16 protein-coding genes are annotated in these 21,364 nt (G+C 56.9%); all 16 read left to right on the forward strand.

The window, feature by feature from the left end:
• Positions 1–115: 115 nt before the first annotated feature.
• The 16 genes from wecB (at position 116) to ACYVHX_RS05595 (ending at position 21,329) form a co-directional block, all read left to right on the forward strand.
• Entirely contained in the window at positions 116–1,204 is a 1,089-nt protein-coding gene (gene wecB / locus ACYVHX_RS05520; RefSeq protein WP_460670822.1) for a non-hydrolyzing UDP-N-acetylglucosamine 2-epimerase, read from the forward strand.
• Positions 1,205–1,267: 63 nt separating this feature from the next.
• A complete protein-coding gene (locus ACYVHX_RS05525) occupies positions 1,268–1,966 on the forward strand; it encodes a class I SAM-dependent methyltransferase (RefSeq protein ID WP_460670626.1) in 699 nt (232 codons plus the stop codon).
• Positions 1,967–2,330: 364 nt separating this feature from the next.
• Positions 2,331–4,619 (forward strand): SLBB domain-containing protein, encoded by a 2,289-nt coding sequence (locus tag ACYVHX_RS05530; RefSeq protein ID WP_460670627.1) that lies wholly within the window; start codon positions 2,331–2,333, stop codon positions 4,617–4,619.
• Entirely contained in the window at positions 4,619–5,722 is a 1,104-nt protein-coding gene (locus ACYVHX_RS05535; protein WP_460670628.1) for a Wzz/FepE/Etk N-terminal domain-containing protein, read from the forward strand. Before ACYVHX_RS05530 ends, ACYVHX_RS05535 begins: the two co-directional genes overlap by 1 nt.
• A gap of 42 nt (positions 5,723–5,764) precedes the next feature.
• Positions 5,765–7,117: a lipopolysaccharide biosynthesis protein gene (locus tag ACYVHX_RS05540; RefSeq protein ID WP_460670629.1), complete on the forward strand. Its 1,353-nt coding sequence runs from the start codon at positions 5,765–5,767 to the stop codon at positions 7,115–7,117.
• 6 nt (positions 7,118–7,123) lie between these two features.
• The gene (locus ACYVHX_RS05545; protein ID WP_460670630.1) at positions 7,124–8,446 is read left to right on the forward strand and encodes an O-antigen polymerase; all 1,323 of its coding nucleotides are present in this window, start codon (positions 7,124–7,126) and stop codon (positions 8,444–8,446) included.
• A gap of 54 nt (positions 8,447–8,500) precedes the next feature.
• A complete protein-coding gene (locus ACYVHX_RS05550; RefSeq protein ID WP_460670631.1) occupies positions 8,501–9,661 on the forward strand; it encodes a glycosyltransferase in 1,161 nt (386 codons plus the stop codon).
• 29 nt (positions 9,662–9,690) lie between these two features.
• Entirely contained in the window at positions 9,691–10,410 is a 720-nt protein-coding gene (locus ACYVHX_RS05555; protein WP_460670632.1) for a hypothetical protein, read from the forward strand.
• 113 nt (positions 10,411–10,523) lie between these two features.
• The gene (locus tag ACYVHX_RS05560; protein WP_460670633.1) at positions 10,524–11,330 is read left to right on the forward strand and encodes a class I SAM-dependent methyltransferase; all 807 of its coding nucleotides are present in this window, start codon (positions 10,524–10,526) and stop codon (positions 11,328–11,330) included.
• Between the two features lie 7 nt (positions 11,331–11,337).
• Positions 11,338–13,251: an asparagine synthase (glutamine-hydrolyzing) gene (gene asnB, locus ACYVHX_RS05565; protein WP_460670634.1), complete on the forward strand. Its 1,914-nt coding sequence runs from the start codon at positions 11,338–11,340 to the stop codon at positions 13,249–13,251.
• Positions 13,248–15,425 carry a bi-domain-containing oxidoreductase gene (locus tag ACYVHX_RS05570; protein ID WP_460670635.1) on the forward strand — a complete coding sequence of 726 codons (2,178 nt, stop codon included), beginning with the start codon at positions 13,248–13,250 and terminating at the stop codon, positions 15,423–15,425. Before asnB ends, ACYVHX_RS05570 begins: the two co-directional genes overlap by 4 nt.
• Positions 15,422–16,993: a heparinase II/III domain-containing protein gene (locus ACYVHX_RS05575; RefSeq protein WP_460670636.1), complete on the forward strand. Its 1,572-nt coding sequence runs from the start codon at positions 15,422–15,424 to the stop codon at positions 16,991–16,993. Before ACYVHX_RS05570 ends, ACYVHX_RS05575 begins: the two co-directional genes overlap by 4 nt.
• Positions 16,990–18,237 carry a glycosyltransferase family 4 protein gene (locus ACYVHX_RS05580; protein WP_460670637.1) on the forward strand — a complete coding sequence of 416 codons (1,248 nt, stop codon included), beginning with the start codon at positions 16,990–16,992 and terminating at the stop codon, positions 18,235–18,237. The genes ACYVHX_RS05575 and ACYVHX_RS05580 overlap by 4 nt, the downstream gene beginning before the upstream one ends.
• Positions 18,170–19,180, forward strand: coding sequence for an NAD-dependent epimerase/dehydratase family protein (locus tag ACYVHX_RS05585; RefSeq protein ID WP_460670638.1), 1,011 nt, complete (start codon positions 18,170–18,172; stop codon positions 19,178–19,180). Before ACYVHX_RS05580 ends, ACYVHX_RS05585 begins: the two co-directional genes overlap by 68 nt.
• 27 nt (positions 19,181–19,207) lie before the next feature.
• Complete coding sequence (locus ACYVHX_RS05590) at positions 19,208–20,362, forward strand: glycosyltransferase (protein ID WP_460670639.1); 1,155 nt, start codon at positions 19,208–19,210, stop codon at positions 20,360–20,362.
• Complete coding sequence (locus ACYVHX_RS05595) at positions 20,340–21,329, forward strand: MraY family glycosyltransferase (protein WP_460670640.1); 990 nt, start codon at positions 20,340–20,342, stop codon at positions 21,327–21,329. Before ACYVHX_RS05590 ends, ACYVHX_RS05595 begins: the two co-directional genes overlap by 23 nt.
• The last annotated feature ends 35 nt before the right edge of the window (positions 21,330–21,364 follow it).

Here is a 21,364-nt window from a genome sequence, read left to right on the forward strand (position 1 = left end):
TCCATCGAAATTTGTCTAACCGGTTTTAGCATTTCCTTTTTTTTCTACAGTACAACGGTTGATTAATGCCAAGTTTTGTACGGACTGCTTTTCGATCCGTACCATGCTCAAGCCAATCAAAATCCTGAACATCGTTGGTGCCCGGCCCAATTTTATGAAAGTGGCTCCGCTGCACCGGGCGTTTCAGCACTACCCGTCCGTTCGGTCGATCATCGTGCACACCGGGCAGCACTACGACGCCAAAATGAGCGATGTGTTCTTCAGCCAGCTCGAACTGCCCCGCCCGGATTATTTTCTGGGCATCGGCGGAGGGTCGCACGCCCAGCAGACGGCTAAAATCATGATGGAATTTGAAACCGTCGTGGAAACCGAAAAACCGGATCTGGTGCTGGTTGTGGGTGACGTCACCTCGACCATTGCCTGCGCGCTGGTGGCGGTGAAAATGCACATTCCGGTGGTGCACGTCGAGGCCGGTTTGCGCAGCCACGACCGTCGGATGCCCGAAGAAATCAACCGGATTTTGACCGACAGCATTGCCGATCAGTTGTTCATCACCGAGCAGGCGGGTCTGGATAATTTGAAACGCGAGGGAGTCGATGACGGAAAAGTACACTTTGTGGGCAACGTCATGATCGATTCGCTGGTGCACTACCGGTCCAAAGCCGCCGAAACCCGAACGGTTGAAAAACTGGGTTTGCAGGCCAAAGAATACGTTCTGATGACCATGCACCGACCGGCCAATGTCGATTCGGAAGACGGCTTGCGGAGTATTCTGCAAATCATTGAAGAGACGGCCCGCTACCAAAAAGTCTTATTTCCGATTCATCCCCGCACCGCCAGTAACATCGAAAAATGGGGGTTGTCGGCCCGCCTGAAAGCCATTGCCAATCTGGAGCTGATGGAGCCGCAGGGCTACCTGGAATTCCTGAACCTGATGGAACACGCGGCCATTCTGGTGACGGATTCGGGCGGCATTCAGGAGGAAACCACGTATTTGCAGGTGCCCTGCCTGACCTTCCGCGACAGCACCGAGCGCCCCGTGACCGTCGAACTGGGCACCAACCAATTGCTGGCCGACCTGAACCCCAAAACCGTCCACCAGAAGGTCGTTGAAATCCTGGAAGGGCGCGCCAAGCAGGGCGTGATTCCTCCGCTCTGGGACGGAAAAGCCGCCGGTCGAATCGCCGGAATTCTGTTTGATTGATTTGGTCAGCCTGACCAAGTTGTCCGCTCATCGAAACTTCCTTTCCAAAGAAAATAAAGCGCCATGACTGGTGAACTATACACAGCCGTAAACGGTGAATATCTGCAAAACAATCCGACCTGGCACGTCGAAGATTCACCCTGGAAAGCCCGGCAAATTCTGAAGATGGTCAACCGCCATCCGATCCAGCCCAAAACGGTGGCGGAAGTGGGTTGCGGAGCCGGGGAAATTCTGAATCAGCTGCATGCATCAATGCCCGATGAGGTCCATTTTACGGGCTACGATATTTCCGGTGATGCCATCGCGTTCGCCCGGCAGCGGGCAAAAAACCGGCTGACGTTCAGGCAGGAGGACTTTTTTCAGTCCGACGAGGTGTTCGATCTGCTGATCATGATGGACGTTTTCGAACACGTTGATGACTACCTGGGCTTTTTGAGGCAGTGTAAAAACAAGGCTAAAAATACCATTTTCCACATACCGCTGGATCTTTCGGCCAGTGCCATCCTGCGAAACCGGCTCATTGCCGGACGAAAATCGGTGGGGCACCTGCATTATTTCATGAAGGAAACCGCCCTGGCCACGCTGGTGGATGCGGGCTATGAGGTGGTCGATTCTTTTTACACGACGGGTTCGCTGGATTTGCCCATGAAGGATTTCAAATCGAAAGTTGCGGTCCTGCCCAGGAAGATTATTTTCGCGCTGAATGAAGACCTGGCCGCGCGGTTGCTGGGCGGTTTTTCGCTGCTGGTCCTGACCAGATAAAAACCGGCGCTGGCTACGGAACGGCGGGTTGAGTCTGTTTAAAACCGGCTGAACGGTTGCGGTTTTTGTTTTACTTTTCTGCTTTAAGGGCCGGCAGATCGCCAATTTACGCCGGGCGGTTTTTTCTAAAACCACCCGATTCGGTGCGGTTCAATAGCCCTCGTCTGGGACTGACTAACCGCCCGATTGCGCCGACATTTGGCTAGTTTTCTACACATCCGCCTTCCGGTCGCCTTCTATATTTACCATACTGAGCTCCGGGTCAGTTTCCCGGGTGTTTCTACGTACTTATCCGATTTATACCGTGATTTTTTGGGGTTCAACTGGCAGGATACGAAAAAAGCTGATTTACCTGATCGTCGTGATGGGGTCAGGACTGGTTGCTCCGGCGATGGGGCAAAAAGTAAGCGAGTTAACCGACGAGCAGGTGCAGCAGTTTGTCCAGCAGGCCAAAGCGAGCGGCATGACCGAAACCCAAATTGAGCAACTGGCCCTGTCACGCGGTTTTACCCAGGCCGATATCACCAAAATGCGCCAGCGGATCACCAACCGGGAACCCCGTGTGCAACCCGAACCGGTCCGCGACCTGGGCAGCAGCCGCACCCAGGCCGAAGAAGCGCCGGTTCCGGCCCCGCAACCGGCGGTCAAACCGGAACCAACGGACAAGTCTCCCGCCGTTTTTGGCGCGTCGTTGTTTACCAATGCCAGCCTGACGTTCGAACCCAATCTGCGGATTCCGACCCCGAAAAACTACCAGTTGGGTCCGGATGACGAACTGGTGGTGGATATCTACGGCAATGCCCAGCAAACGTACCGCGCCAAGATCAACCCGGAAGGCACCATCCGGCTCGAAAATCTAAGCCCCATTTATGTCAACGGATTGACGGTCGAACAGGCCGAGCAGCGCATCGTTGGCCGCTTGCGGCAGTTGTACACGGGCCTGAATTCGCCCGCCAGCGGGGTGCACGCGGAGGTGTCGCTGGGCAACATCCGCAGCATCAAGGTGACGCTGATCGGGCAGGTGGTCAAGCCGGGAACCTACACGCTTTCGTCGCTGGGGACGGTTTTCAACGCGCTCTACGCGGCCGGTGGTCCCGATCCCGACCGGGGCTCGTTTCGCGACATTCGGGTGTACCGCGCCAACCGCGTAGTTCGCACGCTCGACATCTACGATTTTCTGCTGGGGGCCGACCAGAAAGACAACATCCGGTTGCAGGATCAGGACATTGTGTTTGTCAATCATTACGACACCCGGGTTGAGCTGAGTGGCGAAGTGAAGCAACCCGGTATTTACGAAGTGAAAAAAAACGAGGTATTGAAAACCGTACTGGCCTTCGCCGGTGGCTTCACGGATAAGGCTTACACGGCATCGCTCACCCTGCGCCGGAATACCGCCAAAGAACTGGAGATCGGGACCATACCGGCCCCGGATCTGGAAAAGTTTGTGCCGCAACGCGGGGATCAATACGTGGTGGGCAGCATCATCGAGCGGTTTTCAAACCGGGTGGTGGTGGGTGGCGCGGTGTTCCGGCCCGGCACCTATTCGCTGCAGAAAAGCCCGACGCTCCGGCAGCTCATTGCCGCTGCGGAAGGCTTGCGGGAAGATGCTTTTCTAAACCGGGGAACCATCCGGCGGCTTCGCCCAAACCTCGATCCGGAGCTGATTTCGGTCGATCTGGGGAAGCTGATGCGGGGCGAAGTAGCGGATATTGCGTTGCAGCGGGAGGATAACATTACCGTGCTTTCGTACAGCGATCTGCGCGAGAAGCGACTGGTCTGGTTGCAGGGCGCCGTGAATAAACCCGGCGAATTTGAATACGCCGACAGCATGAGCGTGGCGAACCTGATTGTGCTGGCGGGCGGTTTTTCGGAAGGCGCTACGGCCTCCCGCATCGAAATTGCCCGGCGGCTCCGGAACGATACGACCGGTTTGCCGAGCAACCAGAACATTCGGATTTTTCAATTTGACCTGGACGAAAACCTGCGGCTGACCGAAACCGATGCCCGCTTCCATCTGCATCCGTTCGATCAGGTGTTTGTGCGGACGTCGCCCCGCTACGAAGTCCAGAAACTCGTGACCATCACCGGCGAAGTGCGTTATCCGGGGCGCTATGCCGTTCGCGACAAATCCGAACGGGTGTCCGAACTGATCAGCCGGGCGGGTGGATTGCAGCCGGAAGCCTTTTTAAATGCCGCCCGCTTTATTCGGAAAGGCGAAGTTATCTCCATCGATATTCGCGAAATTTTACAAAAACCGACTGATAGCGGAAATCTGCTGCTGCTGGCGGGGGATTCCATCGCAATTCCGCGCAAAGTCGAACTCGTGCGAATTCGCGGAGAAGTGCTGAATCCTTCGACGGTGGATTACAACCCGGGCAAATCGTTCCATACCTACGTTGACGAAGCGGGCGGTTTTACGTCGAAAGCGCAACGGCGAAAGGCGTACGTGATCTACGCGAACGGCAAAATCCGGCGCACCAAGCAATTTCTGGTATTTCGCTCGTATCCCAAGCCGGACCCGGGCATGGAGCTGATCATTCCGAGCAAACCGAAACGGGAAGAAAGCCGGCTGTCGCCCGCCGAGCGCGTGGCCGTCATGACCGGCATCACCTCCCTGGCGGCCGTGGTACTGAGCGTTATCCGATTATTTTAATGAAAACAGAAACCCTTTCAACGACCGCGAACCACGTAGCGCACCCGCCCGTTCAGGTGGGCTATTGGCAGGGATTGTCGCCGGGCCGGATCGGAAAAGCGCTGTGGAAAAACCGGGTCCGGCTGATCGCCATCACGGTTTTTGGGGCGGGAATCGGCATTCTGGTTTCGCTGCTGACCAAACCGGAATTTACGTCCGAAGCCCGCATCATGCCGGAAATCAGTCAGGGTTCCGGCGACCTGATCAAACGACTGGCGACGGTGGCCGGTTTTGCGGGGTTGGAGTTCGGCGAAACCGGCAGCGTCGACGCCGTGCGGCCCGACCTGTACCCCAAAGTGCTGCAAAGCACCCCCTTCATCCTGTCGCTGATGAAACAGGTGGTACCGACGGCCGACGGCGAAAAGAGGGTGGTTGCTGATTTGTTGTTGCAGAATGAATCCTGGTTCAGCAAAAAATGGTTTTCATCGTCCGCCAAAACCGACAGCGTCCGGGCCCCGGCCAACCTGAAAACCCTGCGGCTGACCCAGGAACAGCAGGATTTACTGGAAGACATTCAGCAGCGGGTTTCGGCCCAGATGGATACGCGCTCCGGCGTCATTACGGTTTCGGCCCAGATGCCCGATCCGGTGGCGGTGGCGGCAGTAACCGAAATCACGCTGGATTACCTGACGCGCTACGTGACCACGTACCGGACGGAGAAAGTCCGGCGCGACCTGGAATTTTACACCAACCGGGTGCAGGAAGCCAAACGGCGTTTTGAACGGGCGCAGTACAGCATGTTTCAGTACACGGACCAGCATAAATACATGGTGGTGCAGGCGGCAACGATGGAAAAGCAGCGCATTGAAGCGGAACTGACCATTTCGCAGGTCGTATACACCGAACTCGCCAAGCAGTTTGAGCAGGCCAAAATCAAGGTGCAGGAGCAGACCCCGGTTTTTAAGATTCTCGAACCCGCCAAAATTCCGCTGAAACGCTCATCACCCCGGCGGACGGCCATGGTCGTGCTGTATACGCTGGCGGGTTTTGTGATTGGAAGCCTCTACAGCCTGGCGCTGGAAGTGAATGCCTTAGGCCGCTTGCGCCGGGGGCTGGCGGACTAACCGGCGAGGAAAGAACGAACAGAAAGTTAGAGATCGATACCGATGTTGCAGCGTGTTTTACAGTCGTTGGGGGCCAGCGCCTTCGGACAGGCGAGCCAGATTCTGATTCAACTGGTGAGTGTGCCGGTGCTGATTCATTATTGGGGGCTGGTGTATTACGGCGAATGGCTGCTGCTGTTCACAATCCCGTCGTACCTGACGCTGAGTGACGTGGGGCTGACCTCGGCGCTTTCCAATGAATTGCTGATCGAGGTCGGCACCCGAAACGACACCAAAGCCGCGAAACTGCTCGGCAACGGCATGACGTTCATCATCGGTTTCGGGGGGCTGGGCTCGGCCCTTTTAGCGCTCGTTCTCCGGTTTTCTGATTTCACATCCTGGCTGAAAATCAGGCAGATCGGTGAGTCGGACGCCTGGCTGACGCTGCTGTTTCTGATGCTTTACGTGCTGCTGCTGCTTCAGCAGGAATTGCTCAGCACGGTGCCGCGGGCCGAAGGCGACAACGCCAGTGGCCGGATCTGGATCACCATCACGCGGCTGGTCGAATTTGGCGTTGTGGTGGTGCTGGTGGGGCTGGGGGCTCAGGCCGTGGCGGTGGCGCTGGGGTACGCGGCAGTCCGGGGTTTGAGCTGGGGCATCATGTTCTGGGTCTACCGCCGGCGGTTTTCGTGGGTCCGGCAGGTGACGGTCGGTTTTTTTCCGCTGGCCGAAATCCGGCATTTGCTGAGTCCCTCGCTTGCTTTTTTCGGCTTTGCGCTGGCCAACGCCCTGATCCTGCAGGGGAGCACCATCCTGATTGGCGCGTTCCTGACGCCGGTTCAGGTGGTCGTTTACACGGCACTCCGGACCCTGAGCAATTTCATCCGGCAACTCATGAACCTGCTCACCTCCGCCGTCTGGCCCGAGCTGACGCGGGCGCTGGTCGCGCATGATTTTTCGAAGGCGGTGGTGCTCCACCGGCGCGTTTGCCAGATTGCCCTCTGGACCTCCGTGATCTGTCTGCTGCTGCTGGAAACCGCGGGCGGCCCCATTCTGGCGATCTGGACAAAAGGGGCCGTGCAGCCCGTGCAGCCGGTTTTTACGCTCCTGCTGCTGGCCACGCTCCCGTACAGTTTGTGGCTCACGAGTGCCACCATTGCCATTTCGGTAAACCGGCATCAGACCATTGCCCTGTCGTTCGTGCTGAGCAGCCTGGCGGCCCTGGTGGCCGCCGTCTGGCTGATTCCGCGCTTTGGCTTATCGGGCCTGGCCATGGGCCTGCTGATCGGCGACTGTTTCATGCTGTTTCCGGTTTTTCGGAACAGCCTGAATATTCTACTGGAGGAGCGCGTCGGGAAACTGGTGCCCGCCATTGTAACGGATTTCGGCTGGCTGGGCCAATTACGAAAAGGATAAACGACCATGATCTGGATGTACATAGCGGGCAGTTCGGTGGTGTTGCTGACGGCTTTTCAAAAGACCCGGCGCCTGGGCTCGGGCCAGACGATGCCCTTCGCCGTCTGCCTCATTCTGCTGCTGATTTACTGCGTTTTAACGCCCACGTATTTCTATTTGGTAGGCCGGAAAACGATTGTGGGCGACCAGGGTTTGTTTCTGTTTACCGGAAAAGACATCACGCAGTATTACGAAAAAGGAATGCTGTTCCACCTGATCGCCAACGTGTTTTTTGTGGCCGGTTTTATGTGGAAATGGTACCCGGAACGCCTGGAGAATCTGGTGGTAAGGCAGGAAGCGTATAGGGATTTACGTCGGAAAACCGTGGGGCTTTACGGTGTTTTTTTTGCCATCGTTCTCCTTGATCTGCTCGTCAGTGGGATTAATCCGATTGCGCTGCTAACGGGGGTTTCCGACGAAGGGATTTTTTTGAACGAAGGCTCCACGCGCTCTTTTTATTTCCGGAACTGCGCCGATTGTCTGGTGACCACAATCATTATCTTTTCCTTTTTAAAAGGAAAACCGGGCAAGCTGGCCTTACTGATCATCCCGGCTTTTATGCTGTTTGCCCTCATGGGATTCCGCTACCGGATGATCGTCACTGTGATGGGCGTTAGCATCGGATCGATAATGAGTTCAACCACCAGTTTTAACGTCCGGAAGTGGGCGGTTATCGGGTGCAGCGTGCTGTATTTCATCTTTTTCATTACCTACAACCGCTGGAATTTTATTGCGGGCCGGTTCAATGATCTGGCCTACAATCCCGCGGAGTTTGACTATGAAATGTTCTTCGACCAAACGCACCAGTCGCTGAATGATTATAACCTGATTCGGTATTACGAAGAAAATTCCGAACTCGGTCCCGACTACGGGTTAACCATGTTTGGGTACGTTTTCATCAAGGCGATTCCGAAATTCTTCTTTAAAAACGGCGAAAAACCGTATCCGCCCCCGGCTCTGGCCATTGTGAACGATTCGCTGGAGTTTCCGCCCGAATGGCCCAAAACCGGGGAAACCACCATGCACTACGGCGGTTTTTACGGCGCTTTCGGCTGGTTCGGTGCGGTCATTCTGCCGTTTTTGCTGGGCTTTGTGATCCATCTTTTTTCAAGCAGAAATCCGTCTACAACGCCGGTTGGTCTGCTGAATCAAATTGTGCTGTCGCTGTCGCTGTTCATGTTTATCAGCCGGGGGTATTTTCCGCAGTTTCTGGACAACTTCGTTTACCTGTCGTTGCCGGTTTGGCTGTTGGCAAAATCCTTGAAAAAAGCAAGCGCAGAGGTGGTCTGATGGGGGTTTTGGGAGGACGGTTTTCGGAGGTTTTCATTTAAGCATCGATCTGTTATGAAATTGCTTATCAATGCGTTTAACCTGGCTTCGGCGGGCGGACTGAACGTGGCGCTTAATTTTCTGAGAAACATTCGGCATCTGAAAAGCGAAAGTGATATCATTCATGTCGTGGCTCCGCAGGATTGCGGCTATGAATCCCTGGAAACCGACGGTCTGAAAATTCATTTACTGCCGAAGGTGTTGAACCCCTGGATTACCCGGCCGTACATGGATACGGTCTGGTATCCGAGGCTGGTCAAAAAAGTCAATCCGGACATCATTTTTACCATGGGAAACTTTCCTTCCCCGGTGGCTTGCCGACAGGTGGTGTTGCTGCATTTATCGCACCTGGCTTACCCGCACGACCAGCTGCTCTGGAAGAAGCTGGGCTTTGAGATTCTGTTCAAAATCAAGTTGCGGACCTGGGTTTTTAAGCGACGGCTCAAGCACGTCGATGTGCTGCTCGTGCAGACCAACACCATGCGGACCCGCCTGCGCCAATTGTATACGGAACTGCCTGCCGTTCAGCTTTTTCCGAATGCTTACACGCTGCTCAACAGCCAGGTTGCGTATCGGCTGCCCGTCGAAAAACAACCCGGGTTACTTTACCTCCTGTGTCTGTCGCGCTATTACCTGCACAAAAATCTGGAGATACTGGTGGAGGTGGCCCGGCACATCAAAAACCGCCAGTTGCCCTACCGGTTTTTGATCACCATCGAAGCGGAGCAACACGCCAAAGCGGCCCGGCTGCTGGACCAGATTGCCCGCGAGTCGCTGGGGGATATTCTGATTTCGGTTGGCAACGTGCCCGCCGATCAGGTGCCGTCGCTGTATCAGCAGGTCGATGGCATGATTATGCCCACCCTACTGGAATCGTTTTCGGCCACCTACGTGGATGCCATGCATTTTGGCGTTTCGATTTTCACTTCCCAGCGGGATTTTGCGGAAGAAGTCTGTGGCGAAAGCGCCTACTATTTTGATCCCCACTCGGCCCAAAGCATTGTGGACGCCATCCATACCGGGTACTCGAATGACGTGCTCCGGCAGCACAAAATCGCGGAAGGGCGACGGCGTTCCACGGCCCTGCCCGACTGGCCCGAAGTCAGCCGGAACTGCTGGGAACTGCTGAAGTCGCTGGGTGAGCCGGTCGGGCCGGCCATCCCGAGCCGGAAATAGTCCATAAGTCCTTTTCTCTTTTAGAACCAATGATCACCTCCTTCTTTTTTCGACGACTTTTTCCGGCGCTTCCGGCCATTTCGTGGCTGATGGCCGTCGTTGGGCTGACGGCCTGCCAGACCGGAACCGAACTGCCGTCGGCCGGGTACGACTACCAGCCGCTGGAGCCCGGCCACTACTGGATTTACGACGTCAGCGAACAGCGGTTTTCGCTCAACGGTGCGCCAACGACCCAGACGTATCAGTTGCGGGAGATCATTACCCATGCCTACACCGCCATCACGGAAGAGACGCTGTACCGGGTCGAGCGCCACCGCCGGGCCAGCGACAGCCAGCCCTGGCAGCCGGATTCGGTCGGAAGTCTCCAGATTCGGGAGGATCAACTGATCAAAACCGAGAACAATCGCTCGTACGTGAAATTGGTTTTTCCGGTGATCGACCAGTTTCAGTGGAATGGCAACGCCTTCAATGCGAACGGGGAGGATCTGTATCAGGTTAAAAATGCCGGCAAGCCCTATGCGGTTCTGAACCAGCCGTTTACCGAAACCGCCACCGTTGTTCAGCAAAACGATTCGACGCTGGTTTCGCAGGACAAACGCCTGGAAGTATACGCCCGCCAGGTGGGGTTGATTTATAAGGAAACCGTGCAGTTGCAGTTCTGCTCCTCCACACCCGCCTGCATCGGCAAAGCCCAGATCGACTACGGTTTTCGGCGGTACCTGCGGCTGCGGTCGTACGGGAAAGAATGAAAAGGGATGCGTCTCTATTTACGCGACGGGCAACATTATGGACGGTTTTCTACAGTCCCGCATGCTGCTTCCTGGCGATATTTGGTACTTATACCGACTAACGAATCGGCCAAATGAATGCGAAACAACAGGTCCACGATTTTTGGAATGAAGCTTCCTGCGGTGAGGAATTGTACCTGAAAGGGGAGACGCTTCGCCAGAAATACCAGCAGCAGGCCACTGATCGGTATACGCTGGAACCGTATATCGCCGAATTTGCTGATTTTCAGTCTTATGGCGACAAGGCGGTTTTGGAAATCGGGGTGGGGCTGGGCGCCGACCACCAGCGGTTTGCCGAAGCGCAGAGCCGTTTGCAGGGCTGCGACCTCACCGAACGCGCCGTTGAGCACACCCGTGAGCGCCTGAAACTGTTCAATCTGTCGTCGGCATTGCGCGTGGCCGACGCCGAAAACCTACCCTATGAGACGAACTCGTTTGACCTGGTGTATTCCTGGGGGGTAATTCACCACAGCCCGGATACGAAGCGGGTCGCCAGCGAAATTTACCGGGTGCTGAAACCGGGCGGAGAAGCGAAGATCATGATTTACCACAAACACAGTTGGGTGGGATACCTGCTCTGGCTGCGCTACGCCCTTGCCGCCGGAAAACCGGCGACCGGGCTGGCAACGATCTACGCGAACCACCTGGAAAGTCCGGGAACGAAAGCCTACAGCCAAGCGGAAGCCCGTCAGTTGTTTTCGCAATTCAGCCGGGTCAACCTCAAAACCGTACTGACGCACGCCGATTTGCTGGCTTCCGGTGCGGGGCAACGGCACCGGAGCTGGCTGCTCACGATCAGCCGCCGGCTGTATCCCCGCTGGTTTATTAAAACGTTTTTTCCGAATCACGGACTGTACCTGATGATTTCCGCAACCAAATAACAACCGTATGTGTGGCATTGCGGGCATCGTGAGCGCTTCTATTTCGTCGGCGATCGACAGCCGTTCGGCGATCCGGCACCGGGGGCCGGACGGCGACGGTATTTTTAACGCGCCGGGGATTCAACTGGCCCATACGCGCCTGGCTATTCTGGATTTGTCGCCCAATGGCAGCCAGCCCATGCAGACGGCCGACGGACGGTATGTCATCGTGTTCAACGGTGAAATCTACAACCACCAGAGCCTGCGCGCGGAACTAACCGACCGCTACGTGTTCCAGTCGACTTCGGATACCGAAACCCTGCTTTACGGGTTTGCCGCCTACGGAACCGCCGTTTTCCGGAAACTGAACGGGATTTTTGCCTGCGCTATTTTCGATACCGTCACGCGCCAGTTGGTGCTGGTCCGCGATCAGTTCGGGGTCAAACCGCTGTATTATTACCACAAAAACGGCCTGCTGCTGTTTAGTTCCGAGCTGAAAACAATTGCCCGGTATCCCGGCATCGACAAGAGCATTGACTACCCGGCGCTCGTCAATTACCTGCATTTTTTGTATTCGCCCGGCACACAGACGCCGTTTGCGCACGTCAGCAAGCTACTGCCGGGCCATTACATGCAGGTCGCGGTCGATGCGCCCGGCACGATTCACCTCAAACGCTATTACGACCTGCCGTTTCGGGGCACGTATTCCGAACAATCCGAATCCCAGCTGCTGGAAGAGCTCGACGAGCGCCTGTTTACGGCGGTGAAGCGGCAACTGCAATCCGACGTTCCCCTGGCTTTTTTTCTGTCGGGCGGACTGGATTCGAGCCTGATTATGGCGATGGCCAAACGGGCCTACCCGAACGAACGGCTGACGGGCTACACGATCCGGACGGCGTTTCAGAACGGAAAATTTGAAGGGTTTGAAAACGATCTGCCGTATGCCCGGCGGGTGGCGGCCCACCTGAACGTTGATCTGGTGGAGGTGGATGCCGATGCCGACATTGTCCGGGATTTCGACCGCATGATTTACCACCTCGACGAACCGCAGGCCGATACCGCCCCGTTTAACGTGCTGAATATCTGCCGGCAGGCCCGGAAAAACGGGCATACGGTTTTGCTGGGCGGCACGGCGGGCGACGATGTGTTTTCGGGCTATCGGCGGCATCAGGCCCTGAGCATCGAACCCTTGCTGAACCGTATTCCGCCGGCGGTGGGCCGTTTGCTGAACCGGACGGTCAAACTCGGCACCAACGGGGTGCCGCTGCTCCGGCGGCTTCAGAAAGTGACCGCTGGCATGGGACAACCGCAGCAGGAACGCATGGCGGATTATTTTGCCCGGCTGCCCATCGCCACCAACCACCGCCTGTTTGCCGGTTCCATTGGGCAGGCGCTGACCAATTACCAGCCGAACCACCAGCTGCTGATGGCGCTGAAACGCATTCCGGAGGAAAAAAATTTGCTCAATCAACTGTTGTTCTGGGAGTTATCTTATTTTTTGCCGGATCACAACCTGAATTATACCGATAAAATGAGCATGGCGGTGGGGGTCGAAGCGCGGGTGCCTTTTCTGGACCCGGATCTGGTCGAATTCAGCACCCGCTTGCCGCCCATGCTCAAGATGCGGGGCCGCACGACGAAGTATTTACTCCGGAAAGTCGCCGAGCGGTATTTGCCGTCGGCGGTAATCGACCGCCCAAAAACCGGCTTTGGCACCCCCCTGCGCGACTGGCTTTGCTCCGGGCAGCTCAACGGGATGCTGCAAAAATACCTGTCTGAAGAGAGTTTGCGGCAACGGGGCATATTCGATCCGGCGGCCGTACACCAGTTAATCCGGGACAATCAAAACGGAAAACTCGATGCGACCTATTCGATCTGGGGCCTCATGGCCATCGAATCGTGGTTTCGGCAGTTTGTTGATTCCGACCAACCTATCGTATGAAACAACTGATTTTACACCTCAAAACCGGGAATACGTTGCTGGAAGACGTTCCCGCCCCGCAGGTTCGGCGGGGGCAGGTGCTGATTCAAACGCGCCGGACGCTGGTTTCGCTCGGAACTGAGCGGATGCTGGTGGAATTTAGCCGGGGCAGCCTGATTGCCAAGGCGCGCCAGCAACCCGACCGCGTGAAGCAGGTGCTGGAGAAAATTCGCACGGATGGCCTGATTCCGACGCTAGAGACGGTTTTTAACAAACTGGACCAGCCGCTGCCGCTGGGGTATTGCAATGTGGGGGAGGTGGTGGCTGTTGGCGAGGGCGTTACGGATCTGGCCGTCGGCGACCGCGTGGCTTCCAACGGGCCCCATGCCGAGGTGGTGTGCGTTCCCCGCAACCTGGTGGCCCGCGTGCCGGACGGCGTCAGCGACGACGAAGCGGTTTTTACCGTCATCGGTTCCATCGGGTTGCAGGGCGTGCGGTTGCTGAATCCCACGCTGGGCGAAACCGTCGTGGTGGTGGGGCTGGGCCTGATTGGACTGCTCACGGCGGATTTGCTGCGGCTGAACGGCTGCCGGGTCATTGGCCTGGATGTCGACGAACGAAAACTGGAGCTGGCGCGCAGCCGGGGCATTGTGGCGCTCAATCCGGCGGGCGGAACCGACCCGGTGAAGGCCGTGCTGGCGCTCACGCAGGGCATTGGAGCCGACGGAATCGTGATTACGGCGTCGGCCAAAAGCGACGAACTGATTTCGCAGGCGGCCCGCATGAGCCGCAAACGCGGGCGGATTGTGCTCGTGGGTGTCATCGGCCTGAACCTGAGCCGGGCGGAGTTTTACGAAAAAGAACTGACGTTTCAGGTGTCATGCTCCTACGGACCGGGCCGCTACGATGAAGTTTATGAACAGAAAGGCTCGGATTACCCGCTTCCGTTTGTTCGCTGGACCCAAAACCGCAATTTTCAGACGATTCTGCAATTGCTGGAATCGGGGCAGCTGGACGTCAAACCGCTGATTACGGAAGTGGTGCCGTTCGATCAGTTCGAGCGGATTTACGGCGGTATTTCCCGCTCGGCCTCGATTGCGTCGCTCTTGAGCTATCCCGAAAAGCTGAATTTAAAACCGGTTATCCGCCTGCGCGACAGCCGGTACGAAGGCGTCACCAGCGCGGTGGTGGGCCTAATCGGGGCCGGTAATTTCACCAGTGCGGTTTTGTTACCGGCCTTCCGGGAAACCGGTGCGCAGCTTAAAACCATCGCCAGCGCAAATGGGCTGAACGGCACCTTGCTGGCGAAGAAATACGGTATTGCGCTCAGTACCAGCGATTACCGCGAAGTACTGAACGACCCGGAAATCAATCTGGTGGTCGTAACCACGCGCCACCAGCAACACGCCCGACTAACGGGGAAAGCGCTGCGGGCGGGCAAACACGTTTTTGTCGAAAAACCGCTGGCGATTTACGAAGATGAGCTGGACGAGCTGGTCGAAATCTATCAGCAATCCACCAAAACCGTGCTGGTGGGCTTTAACCGGCGGTTTTCGCCCCACGCCCTGAAAATGAAGGCTCTGCTGGGCGGTTCGGCTTCCGGCGAGGTGCCGATGAATGTCGTTGCCACCATGAATGCGGGGTTCATTCCGGCCAATTCCTGGGTCCACGACCGGGCGGTGGGTGGTGGCCGGATGCTGGGCGAAGCCTGCCATTACGTCGATCTGATCTCGTTTCTGACCGGGAGCCGGGTGGTAGCGGTTTGCATGAACGCGATGGGGCGGCAGGCCAGCGAAATCAGCGATTCGGCTTCGTTGCTGCTGCGCTACGAAAACGGTTCGACGGGCGTCATCAACTATTTTGCCAACGGCAGCAAAGCCTACGCCAAAGAGCGGTTTGAGGTGTATTCGCAGGAGCGGACGCTGGTGCTGGACAATTTCCGAACGCTGAAAGGTTACGGTTTCAAAGGCTTTTCGGACCTGTCGACGCGCCAGGACAAAGGCCACAAAGCGCAGTTTCAGCGGTTGGTGGAGCAGGTTCGCACGGGCGGGGAACCGCTGATTCCGTTTGAGGAGCTGGTTAACACCTCCCGCACGATGCTGGCGGCTTTGCAAAGCCTGAAGGCCCGGCAGTGGGTGGACGTGGCGGCTGGTCAGGAAATTCACCAATCGGCGGAACAGCCCTACATCGTATGAAAAGCTGGCAGCTTTATTGGAACACCATCCGGTATCTGCGGTTGCAGCAGGTCCTTTATCAGGTGGCCAACCGGGTGCGGTCCAAACCGTCGCTGCTCATCGACTCGGTGCCGCTGCACACCCAGTGGCTGGCCTTTCCCCCCCCTGCTAAACCCTGGAGCCTGAGTGACCGCACGTTCACGTTTCTGAATCAGTCCGTCACTTTTTCGGGCGACATCGACTGGAATTACGGTGCCAACGGCAAACTCTGGCAGTACAACCTGAATTACTTTGATTTTCTGAATCAGGTGGGGCCGAACGGGGAGCGTTTGCCCCTGGAGCAGGGCCTGGGCCTGATTCGGGAGTTCATGCGTAAAACGGAGGAGCTGCACGACAGCCTGGAGCCGTACCCGGTTTCCCTGCGAATCATGAACTGGATCCGGTTTTTGTCGCACCACCAGCTACAATTAGCCGACATCGACACCCATCTGCGGGCGCAGGTGCGGCTGCTGGAAAACCGGCTGGAATACCATCTGCTGGGAAATCATTTGCTGGAAAACGGCTTTGCCCTGCTGACCGCTTCGCTTTATTTTCAGGACGTTGACTTATACGAAGAAGCCATTAACCTGGTTCGGCTGGAACTGAACGAACAGCTCTGCGATGACGGCGGGCACTACGAACGGAGTCCGATGTACCACCAGATTCTCCTGGACCGGCTGCTGGATTGCTGTTTTGCGCTTCGACGGGATGCCTGGCACCAGGACGATAATGCCGATTCATTTTTGCTCGTACAGGCCCACCGGATGCTGGGCTGGTTGGAAGCGATCACGTTTGCCGACGGTTCCGTTCCGCTGATGAACGATGCCGCCAATGGCATTGCCCCCACAACGGACCAGATCCGCGCCAAAGCCAGACTGGCCGGCATTGAACCGAAACAAACCGTTTTATCGGACAGCGGTTTTCGCCGGTTCCGGACGCCGGACTACGAGCTGGTGGCCAACGTCGGCGCCATCGGACCGACCTACCAGCCCGGCCATGCGCATGCCGATACGTTCAGCTTCGTCCTGCACGTTCGCGGGCGACCCCTGTTCATCGACGCGGGCACATCGACTTACGAAACCAATGCCCGGCGGCAATGGGAGCGGAGCACGGCGGCTCACAATACCGTCCAGCTGGCCGGGGTCGATTCGTCGGAGGTGTGGGGCGGTTTTCGGGTGGGTCGGCGGGCCGACGTTACGGTTCTGGAGGACAAACCGGGGCTGGTGCGCGCCCAACACGACGGATACCGGCATCTGGGCGCGATCCACGAGCGTTCGTGGGAAGTGACGGACGGGCAACTCACCATCGTCGATACCGTTCGGGGTGAGCAAACCGCAACGGCCCGGTTTTATCTGGCCCCCGGTGGGCAGCCTTTGCCGCTCGATGGGAATCGCATCCGGTTTCCGTGGGGAACCATTCGCTGGGAAAATGCGCTGGAAATCAGCCAGAAACCGGTGCGGGTTGCGCAACAGTTCAACCGGCTGGTACCGGCGCTGGTGATTGAAGTGCAATTCAAACAAACGTTAAAGACCTTACTTTGTGCGGAATGAAAATAGTGTATTTCTACCAGTACTTTTCAACGCCAAAAGGAGCCTGGGGAACCCGGGTCTATGATTTTGCCAAACGCTGGACGGAAGAAGGCCATTCGGTGACGGTTGTGACCAGCATCTACGCCAAATCCGATCTGAAAGCCGAACGCTGGGCCGAAGAACAGTTGATCGACGGCATTCGGGTGAAAATCCTGAACCTGAAAATCAGCAACAAACAGTCGATTCTCCGGCGAATCTGGACGTTTTTCGTGTTTGCTGTCTGGTCGAGCTGGTACGCGCTGACGTTGCCCGCCGACGTCGTGGTGGCGTCTTCCGGGCCGATTACCGTGGGAATTCCGGGCCTGATCGCGCGGTATCTGCGGGGGAGAAAGCTGGTTTTCGAAGTCCGGGATCTGTGGCCCGACACGGCGATTCTGATGGGCGCTCTGCCGAATCAATGGGCTCAGAAACTGGCCTACTGGTTTGAGCGACGGTGTTACCGGGCTGCGCAATTGATCGTTGCCCTCTCGCCGGGCATTCAGCAGAACATCGCCAGCCGCTACGGTTTTCAGCACAGCATTTCCGTTCCCAATGCCACCAACCTGGATCTGTTCGGCACGCCCGTAGCGAATGGGCCGACCGCTCCGGCGCTGGCCGGGAAAAAAGTGGTCATCTATACCGGTAACCTCGGAGCCGTCAACAATTCCAGTCTGCTGTACGAAACCGCAAAGGTGCTGCGGCACCGTACCGACATCGTATTTCTGCTCATCGGCGACGGCCAACTGAAGCAGGAGTTGCAGGCCCGGCAGCGGCAGGAACAGTTGCCTAACTTTCTAATCTATGATTTAATGCCTAAGGATGAGCTGGTTGCGTATGTGCAGCGGTCCTGGCTGGCCATCGTGCCCCTCAAGCGGGCCCCGTTGCTGGACACCTCCTCCCCGAACAAACTGATGGAAGCCCTGGCCGCCGGCATACCGGTCGTTCAAACCACGGAGGGCTGGATCCGGCAGTTTCTGGACGAACACCAGTGCGGTTTTACGTTCAGCTCGGAGGATCCGAAAGCACTGGGCGATCTGCTGGTCAAACTGGCCGACGACCCCACCTGGCGAGCCCCCATGAGCCAGCGGGCAGCGGCCGTCGCCCGGCGGCTTTTTGACAAAAACCAGTTAGCATCCGATTATTTAAATGCCTTGCACCATGTCTGTCAATCCACCCCAACACGAACCGACGGTCTTGCTGACCGGACCCAATGGGTTTCTGGGTAAGCACCTGACTGTCGCCTTGGTAGAAGCCGGTTTTCGGGTGTTGAAATTGGGCCGAACCGAAGGCGACATCCGCTGCGATCTGGCCCTTCAACAACCTGATTTGTCCGGTAAAGTTATTCAGGTTGTCGTCCATGCGGCCGGGAAAGCCCATAGCATCCCCCGGACGGAGAAGGAAAAGCAGGCTTTTTTTCAGACCAACGAAATCGGTACGATTCGGTTACTCCGGGCGCTTGAAATGGGAACGAAGCTGCCGGATGCCTTTGTGTTTATTAGCACCGTGGCGGTATACGGGTGTGAAGATGGCGACAACATCAGCGAAACGACGGAATTAAACGGCCGGACGCCCTACGCCGAGAGCAAGATTCAGGCCGAACAGGCGGTGCAAACCTGGTGTCAGATCCACGGCGTTCGCTACCTGATTCTGCGTCTGCCGCTGCTCGTTGGCGAGGAAGCCCCCGGGAACCTGGGGAAACTGGTGCGAGCCATTCGGCGGGGGCGTTACGTCCGGATCGGCGACGGTGCGGCCCGGCGGAGCATGGTGCTGGCCGGCGATGTCGCCCGCCTGATTCCGAAAGCGGCCCAGATTGGCGGTATTTACAACCTGACCGACGGCGTTCATCCCTCGGTGCGCGAATTGAGCGACGCCATTGTCCGGCAAACCGGTCGGCGGTGGGCGCTGTCGATTCCCATTGGTTTGGCCCGGCTCGCTGGCCGGCTGGGCGATGGCCTTGCTTTCCTGACGGGAAAACAGGTTCCGATTAATTCACCGGTAATCCGTAAATTGACGAGTTCATTGACCTTTTCGGACCAGAAAGCCCGGCAGTTTCTGGGCTGGGACCCGCGCCCGGTCAGCGCGTTTTATCACCCGGATTTTGATTCGAATCTCCATCCTCCGAAAAGGGCCGAAACGCCCGAAAAGGTGGAATTGAACCGTATTCTTTAAGGAACGCCCGCGTTCCAGACACCATTCATGAACCAGAAACGGCAACGGATTTTACACATCAGCACGGCTCATCCTCCCTATGATCCGCGCATCATGTATAAATATTTGCCGGTTTTGACGGAGCGGTACGATGTTTTCTGCGCCATTCCGCGCGCCGACCCCCAAGCGGTCCCCGCCGTGCAGTTCATCAACCTGCCGTATTTCAGGCAGGTGATCTGGCGGTTTTTGATTACCTGTCCGCTGATTGTCTGGAAAACCTGGCGGCTCCGGCCGGACCTGATTCACATTTATTCGCCTGAATTCCTGCCGTTTGCGTACCTGTTTCGGTGGCGGGGCAGCGCGGTGATCTACGAAGTTCAGGAAAATCTGTACAAAAAAATTCACCTGAAACGCCACAACCGGGGCTGGCTGCTGGAACGCGGATTTCAGTTTTTCGACCAGCTGGCCCGCCAGCATTTTTCGCTGATTTTTACCGAACACGGTTATTTGACGACGTACACCGATCTGGCCAAACCGCACGCGGTAATTTACAACTATCCCTTGCTGTCGTTTCTGGATTCATACCGGCGGCCTTACCGGCGCTCGACGGATCCGGTGGAGTTTTTTTACATCGGCTGGCTGAGTTTTGAACGCTCCATCGTCACCCTGCTGGACGGGCTGGCGCTGCTGAAGGCGTCGCATCCGGCTTTTACAATGCATTTATTTGGGAATTGTTCCTTTACCGATCAGGATCTGGAAGCCTTCCCGGCCTATCAGCAGGTGAAAGAAAACCTGATTTTCTACGGCTATACCGACCAGTCCAAAGCCTTCGCGTATGCCGCCAAAGCCGTTGCCGGCCTGGCTCTGCTGAAACCCATTGGCGACTACCCGGAATCGTATACCACCAAAATGTTTGAATACATGGCCCTTGGCTTGCCGGTCATAACGGCTAATTTTCCGTTGTATCAGGATGTTATCGAAGCCAATCAGTGCGGTTTTTGCATCGATCCGTCCGATCCGGTCGCGCTGGCCGACCGATTGCGGTTTCTGATCGACCATCCGCTGGCGGCTGAGCAAATGGGAAACCGGGGGCGGTGGGCGGCCGAAACCACCTTCAACTGGGCGAGCGAACAACCCAAATTGCTGAATTTATACGCGTCTTTGCTTTCTACGGAACGGTATGAACTGGATCTTGTACAGTAGCCTGGCCGTGTTGCTGCTCGGGGCCGAAATGCTGTACATGCGCCTGGCCACCCGGTTCAACATTGTCGACCGGCCCAACCACCGCAGCTCCCACCGCCACCTGACCGTGCGCGGGGGCGGGGTGATTTTCTGGCTGGCGGCCCTGGTCGCGTTTGTCGTCGGCGGTTTTGCCAACCCGGTTTTTTTTGCGGGACTGACGCTGGTGGCCTTCATCAGTTTTCTGGATGATGTAAACTCCGTTTCCAGCCGGGTCCGGTTTGGAATTCAGCTGCTGGGCATCGGACTCCTGCTCTACCAAACCGGACTTGGGACCGACCTGGGCTGGTGGCTGGCGCTCGTGGTTGTGCTGGCCTGCGGGGTCTTGAATGCCTGCAACTTCCTGGATGGCATCAACGGCATGACCGCCTTTTACGGCATCGTTACGGTGGCGACGCTGCTGCTGATCAATCGGTTTTGGCTGCCCTTTGCGGACCCGGTTTTGCCCGGTTTTACCCTCCTGAGTCTGGCGGTTTTTACGGTTTTCAACGCCCGCCGGACTGCCTGGTGTTTTGCCGGTGATGTGGGCAGCGTTTCGATGGCGTTCATCGTGCTCTTTCTCCTCATCACCCTCATGCACAAAAGCGGTTTACTCACCTACGGTTTGCTGCTGACGGTGTACGGCATCGACAGTGTGCTGACCATCCTGTACCGCTTGTGGCAGGGAGAAAACATCTTTCAGGCGCACCGACAGCACCTCTACCAATTGCTGGTTCACCGCCTGAAATGGCCCCATCTGCGGGTTGCGGGCCTGTATGCGCTGGTGCAGGCGCTGATCAACGGGTTGGTGATCGCGCTGGTGCGGCAGGATGGAGTCACCCAGCTATGGGGCGGTTTTTTCCTGCTGGCGGTTTTAACCCTTGGTTACTGTCTGCTGAAAAACCGGCTACTCAAACCCACCGCGAGCGAAGAAATGGTGGCCCGCGCGTAAGGAGTAGGCAGCCGGTTCAGGGCCGAAACGGGGCC

The sequence above is a fragment of the Larkinella ripae genome, assembly GCF_054780775.1.